5 protein-coding genes are annotated in these 5,780 nt (G+C 55.5%); 3 read left to right on the top strand and 2 right to left on the bottom strand.

Annotation, left to right across the window (positions count from 1 at the left end):
- Nucleotides 1-584 (top strand): class I tRNA ligase family protein (locus B3M32_RS02045; protein ID WP_290743150.1); only part of this gene is annotated, 584 nt, incomplete at its 5' end.
- 101 nt (nt 585-685) lie between these two features.
- On the opposite strand, the gene B3M32_RS02040 is transcribed toward B3M32_RS02045, so the two are convergent.
- Nucleotides 686-1,207: a hypothetical protein gene (locus B3M32_RS02040; RefSeq protein WP_290743147.1), complete on the bottom strand. Its 522-nt coding sequence runs from the start codon at nt 1,205-1,207 to the stop codon at nt 686-688.
- Between the two features lie 162 nt (nt 1,208-1,369).
- Between B3M32_RS02040 and B3M32_RS02035 the strand changes: the two genes are divergently transcribed.
- Nucleotides 1,370-2,260, top strand: a complete 891-nt coding sequence (locus B3M32_RS02035; protein ID WP_290743144.1) for a hypothetical protein — start codon at nt 1,370-1,372, stop codon at nt 2,258-2,260.
- A gap of 5 nt (nt 2,261-2,265) precedes the next feature.
- Here B3M32_RS02035 and B3M32_RS02030 read toward each other — a convergent pair whose 3' ends face one another.
- Nucleotides 2,266-2,910, bottom strand: a complete 645-nt coding sequence (locus B3M32_RS02030) for an ABC transporter permease (protein ID WP_173799065.1) — start codon at nt 2,908-2,910, stop codon at nt 2,266-2,268.
- A 63-nt stretch (nt 2,911-2,973) separates the two neighbouring features.
- Here B3M32_RS02030 and B3M32_RS02025 point away from each other — a divergent pair.
- The coding region (locus B3M32_RS02025) for an SNF2-related protein (RefSeq protein WP_290743138.1) at nt 2,974-5,780 on the top strand (2,807 nt) is incomplete at its 3' end.

The following is a 5,780-nucleotide window of genomic DNA, read 5'->3' as shown; positions in this document are numbered from 1 at the left end:
CGGTGATGCCGTTCATTACCGAAGAACTGAACAGCATCCTGTTCCAGGGCAGCGAAATGGTGATCAGCCGCGCATGGCCCAAGGCAGACGAATCGCTCATTGACGCGAAGATTGAAGCCGCATTCGACCAGGCATTCGCCGTGGTGGAAAGCGTGCGTGGCGTGCGTGGCCGCTACAACGTGAGCCCCGCCACCAAGCTCAGCGCCGTGGTGAGCGTGGACGACGCCGCGACGGAAGCCAGCGTGAAAAACTGCATGGCAATCATCACCGAGCTTTCGGGTCTTTCTGACCTGAGTGTCGCCGTGAAGGCCGCCAAGCCGAAGTTCAGCGCCAGCGCCGTGGTTCCCGGTGGCGAACTCTACATCCCGCTGGAAGGTATCCTCGATCCGGCTGCGGAAATCGCCCGCCTCGAAAAGGAAATCGAGAAGGCCAAGGCATTCGCCGCCAGCATCGAGAAGAAGCTTTCGAACCAGAAGTTCGTCAGCGGCGCTCCCGAAGCCGTCGTGAACGCCGAACGCACCAAACTTGCTACGCAGATGGATATTATCGCGAAGAACGAAGCTGCGCTGAAAGAATTAAAGTAAGCCTTCGCTTGTCATCCCCGCGCAGGCGGGGATCTTCAAAACAATTCAAAAGAGGTGCCCCACGCGGAGCACCTCTTTTTTTACATCAACAATTCCACCTTTTAGAACTCGGCTACGATACCGATACCGACAGGGAAAAACGGCTTGTCGTTATCAAGCGTTCCATACTCAGCATCGAAATGAGTATAATAGCCGCCATTGCCGGCATAGAATTCAAAGCCCATTTCAAAGTAGGCTCCGAAATGGTTCAGGAACATGTGCTGGTACCCCAAGCCAAAAACCAGTCGCCAGTAATTGATGTCCCTCGTATGCTCGATGAGTTCTGAATTTTCCGAGCCCACATTCGTTATCGTAAAGCCGTTCATTTCACCGGTTATCCATTCCGAAGAATGGTATACATACGGGCCCGTCAAGCCCGTAAAGCGGTAGGCAATCCCGATTCCTCCCATAAAATCGTAGTCGGAGTTGTAGGCAGCCAAATGAACGTTAGCGGAGAGATGTCCGTCCAGCATGGTGTACCCGACACCGACCATTCCCTGAGACGGCCCGAACCCGAGAGAAACGCCTATCTGAGCAAAACTAGCCCCAACAAAAAGACAAAGTATTAAGAAAACCTTCTTCATGTATATCCTCCTATCTTATATCAGAATGGTTTTACAACAAAATAGCAATTCCCCCCAAAAAAAAGACGCCCCTAATCACCCCAAAATCACATTCCGTCAGAAAATTTCAACAATCCCTCCTTTTTTTATTATTATTAAATCATCAAGTTAGGAGAACAAATTATGAAATTCACCAAATTTCTGTTTGCGGGCGCGTTTTGCGCAGGCGCCTTAACCACAAGCCTACATGCGGCGGAATGCAGCTACGAGCCCCCCGTCAGGGAATCAGGAAGCACCGGAGCTTATTTTGAATACCCAGCAGTATCTCTCTATCTATTCGAGGGCAGCTACCTGGACCTCTCCAAGATGGGAAAACGCGAGCCCGCCGTCCAGAACGTTTCCGGCACCGACACGGTATGGATGTACAGATCCGAGCTGGACTCCACCATGATCGTAATCGCCTCCGAGAAGGTGGTCAAGGTGGCGCGCGTCGCCTATTCCGACAACCAAGACGACTTCGTTGATTCGCTCTTCAGCGTGCATCACGACGCCGTATTCAAAGACGAGTTCGCACGGTTGCAAAAGGCGGGCGTTTTCAAGGGAACAGCCGAACAAGCGGACTCCCTTGTGAACCATGTTTTTGAACTCTGCGGTAGATACTATTGGAAAGAAGGGGGCTACTCCGGCTGCGAATTCAATCCGCCAGAATTAAGACGGAGAAACGGCGGTAAGGATATCGACAAGGCTGATGTACCGCTAGCAAGTTCGGCTGTGGCCGGAATACACGCCTTCCTCCTCGACACACTGAACTTCTGCCCGGATTACAGGTTCGCGACAGACACGAACACAACCGCAATCTTCCCGAAATTTTTACAAGCGAACGCGAGCTTCAAAAAGCTCGGCCAGAACCGCTACCAGATTGCAGGCGCTAGGCCCAACTCCCCGTACAAGGCGTTCAGCCTGAACGGCCAACTGATTGAAAGCGGCATATTGAATGACGGCGTGTTTACGGCAAAAAAATTGCCCGTCATATTGATGCTGAACGACGGGCGAAGCCTTTACTTGAAGGACTAATCCGCTTACATGCTCACGAATTTGCGCATGCTCATTATGGTCGCCAATATGGTCAGCACAACCGAGACGGCGAGAGTCGTTACGGGAACAAGAAGTCCGCTTAAAAAGGCCTCATGACCGAGTTGCACCATAAGGAGTAGCGGCACTATCAAGAATAAAGTAATATGCGTTGCAGCACGTACCGTACGTACGCGTAGCGATACAATCAACGCAAAAGAAGTCGTGAGCAGCACCGCCGAAAGGGCTCCAAGGACAGAGGCCACCGCCACTTGCGTCGAAATTTCGGAATGCGATGCCCAATAACCGAGCTGTGCAAGAATCGCAAACACCACCGGGAACGGAAGGATTGCCAAAAGCTTGCCCCAGAAGAGCTTTGCCGGCGCAATGGGGGCAAGTTGCAAGAGTTCAAGGGAATTGCGCTCGCGCTCGCCCGCGAAGGAATCTCCTGCCAACGGAGAACCCATGGGGGCCATGAGGCAGCCGAGCAGGAGCATCATGTAGCCTTCCATGCCCTCCATAATCTGGCCGCCGTACCGCGACACGGCAATGCCCTGGCTTGCCGCCAGAATCACCGGCGGAATGATGAACGGAATCCAGAAGCGCGGGTCCCTAAAAATCAAGCGGATTTCATGTTTGAACACATGGAGCATCATATGTAAATCTAAAAAAAATCTTTTTGCCCATTTGAGCACGTTTTTACTATATTTGGCCTCATGGATTTCGGGCAATACGGAAATACATGGTGGAGCAGGAAGTGGCTCGAGACGCTCCTTGCCGGGGCCGACGCGAGCGTCGTCGCCACGGGCCTCCGCTATGCCATGCGCGAGCAGGTCAAGAGCATCGACATCGTGGACAACCGCGTGATTTCCGTAGTGAAGGGACCGAACGGCGGGCTGCACAACAACTACATCGTATTCCCGCTTTTCGCACGCGAGCGCTGCGAGATGTTCATGAGCCTCTTGAGGCAGCAGCCCTCCGAAATGCTCGCCCTGAACAACAAGGTACTCAACGAGTCCATCGAGATTCTGCTCGCCAAGAGCGGGCTTAAGCTATTCGACGAGCCCGAGAAGGTGAAGATGGGCTGCGACTGCCGCGACCCCCTCCCCTGCAAGTACACCGTGGCAACCTTCCTCAAGATTGCCGAACAGGCGAACGCCGACCCCGGCGTGCTGTTCAAGCTGCACGGGATGGACCTCTCGATGGCGAAGAACTTTACCGCGGCACCTGCGGACCTGGATGCTCCGACGGAAGCGAGCCTCGTGCGTACGCTCGGCAAGGCGAGCCGGCTCGTGGATGACGATGCGGGAGAAGCCGTGGCCGGGAAAGGTCGCGTCGATGACCTGGATCTGAGCGAGGATTCCAGCTCAAGCTTGTTTGCAGGCACTCCCGGCAATTCGAGCCGCACACCGCCCCAGCAATTGCCGCAGTTCGATTTTGGCGATTGGAAGGACTATTCCCGCGTGTTGCCCGCCATGCTGCAGAACTTCCCGAAATTCTGCCCCGCCGGGAACTTCCGCAAGAGCTTTACCGACGAGCTGGAAGGCTGCCACAAGTACTTTTGCGGCTACGAGAGTTTTAACGTCTTTTCCGAGCACTTCCGCGCATACAACGCGAAGACGTTCCTGATGGAAAACGAGTCCCTGCGGGTATTCCACAAGGGCGAATGGCGCTGGGCTTTCGAGCAGAGCAGCGGGGGCAAGGTTATACGCAACGACCTGACGGTCGCGAACATCATGGGGGCGCTCTGCTGCCTGAGCCAGGGGAACCTCTCGTGGCACCATTACACCGTACGGTACCTGCACCTGCTCTTGCAGGTCGCCTTTTACCTTGTACGTACCGGGGCCATTTACCCGCAGGTGTTCTGGATCAAGCAGGACGTAGCGCAGATGCGTTGGCTTCCGGCCGAAATGCTGCCGGATGTTCTCGGGATTGTCGCAGACCTCGAGGCGGCCGCCCCGCAAAAGTTCGCATTCTCTGCAAGCGACGGAGACTTCCGGGAAATCGCGGGCCCGGCCGAGCACATCCTTTCGCTGTTCATCGGCCAGTTGCTGCATTTCGCACGCACCTACAAACCGCCTCTCAAGACGAACCACGGGAACCTCCTCTCCTTCTTCTTCGACTGCGTATCGGGCAAGCTCGCGAACAACGCGCACGCCATCCCCGGCAAGATACAGCAATGGTTCTCGGTCTACTCCAGTCTCGATTTCAGGAGCCAGATCCTGTTCGCCTGCCACGAATCGGGAGACGAAGTCGCGCTCGACGTATTCATCCTCGACGGGAACGGCAACGCCGAATCTCGCGTTCCACTTTCCGCACTGTTCGAAAGCAACGATTCCCGCCTGCTTTCCATATTGAACATTCTGAACGGAGTTGCCGACTATTTCGCGCCCATGAGCAAGTACCTGGAACGCCGTGCGGCCTCCCCCATCATGATGCAGGGAGCCGTACTGCTCCAGTTTTTGCAGGATTGCCTCAAAAAGCTCGAGATTTTCGGCATCAAGACCGAAATTCCGAAGAACCTGATGAACGTAAGCAAGCCCAAGCCCAAGATGCGCCTGCAGGGCAGCATGAGCTTCGGTGCGTTCACTGCAAACGATTTGCTCGACTTTGACTGGGAAATCGCGATTGGCGACGAGAACGTTTCGGCCGAAGAATTCCTGGAGCTCGCCGAAAACGCGGACGGCCTTTTGAAATACAAGTCGCAGTACGTCGAGGTCAGCGCCGAAGACCTGCAGAGGATTCGCGAACAGATTGAAGGCCGCGCGGAAGGCGCGAAAGATTCCAATGCAACTACCGAGGGCGCCGCGAGCAGCGACGATGCAGGTAAAGACGGCGCGGCTTCCACCGCAGGTGATGAAAGCGCGGACAGCGAAAATGCAGACGACGCCCCGGTCATCACGCAGGCGAAACTCGTGCAGGCTTGCTTTACCGGCGAATGCGACGGCGTCCCGGTCGAGATGGCGGGCGAATTCAAGCAGCAGTTCGATTCCTGGCGCAGCGAAACCGAAGTCGCCCTCCCCGAGCACCTGAACGCGACCATGCGCCCCTACCAGGTGCGCGGCTACTCGTGGATGTACAAGAACCTCGAAATCGGTTTCGGTTGCATCCTCGCCGACGACATGGGCCTCGGAAAGACCCTCCAGGTCATCGCGTTCCTCCTCAAGATGCACGAAGAATGCAAGCTCGCCGAAAGGAAGGCCCTCGTGGTGATGCCTGCGGGCCTACTGTGCAACTGGCAGGTCGAAATCAAGAAATTCGCGCCCGACCTCACCTTCTTCGCCTACCACGGCGGGAGCCGCGACCTCGAGAAATTCCACGCCGACGTGCTGCTCACCACCTACGCCACGTTCCGCAAGGACTTTGACGAACTGAACGAGCGTGAATGGCAGGTAATCGTCATCGACGAGGCGCAGAACATCAAGAACGCCGACAGCGAGCAGAGCAGGCTATTGCGCCGGATGCGCGCTCCCATGAAAATCGCGATGAGCGGCACTCCTGTCGAAAACCGCCTCATGGAATT

Source organism: Fibrobacter sp. UBA4309 (assembly GCF_002395745.1).
In the GTDB taxonomy this organism is placed as follows: Bacteria; Fibrobacterota; Fibrobacteria; order Fibrobacterales; family Fibrobacteraceae; genus Fibrobacter.
Note: the sequence above shows the minus strand (reverse complement) of the source record. Positions and strands in the feature narration are given on the sequence as shown.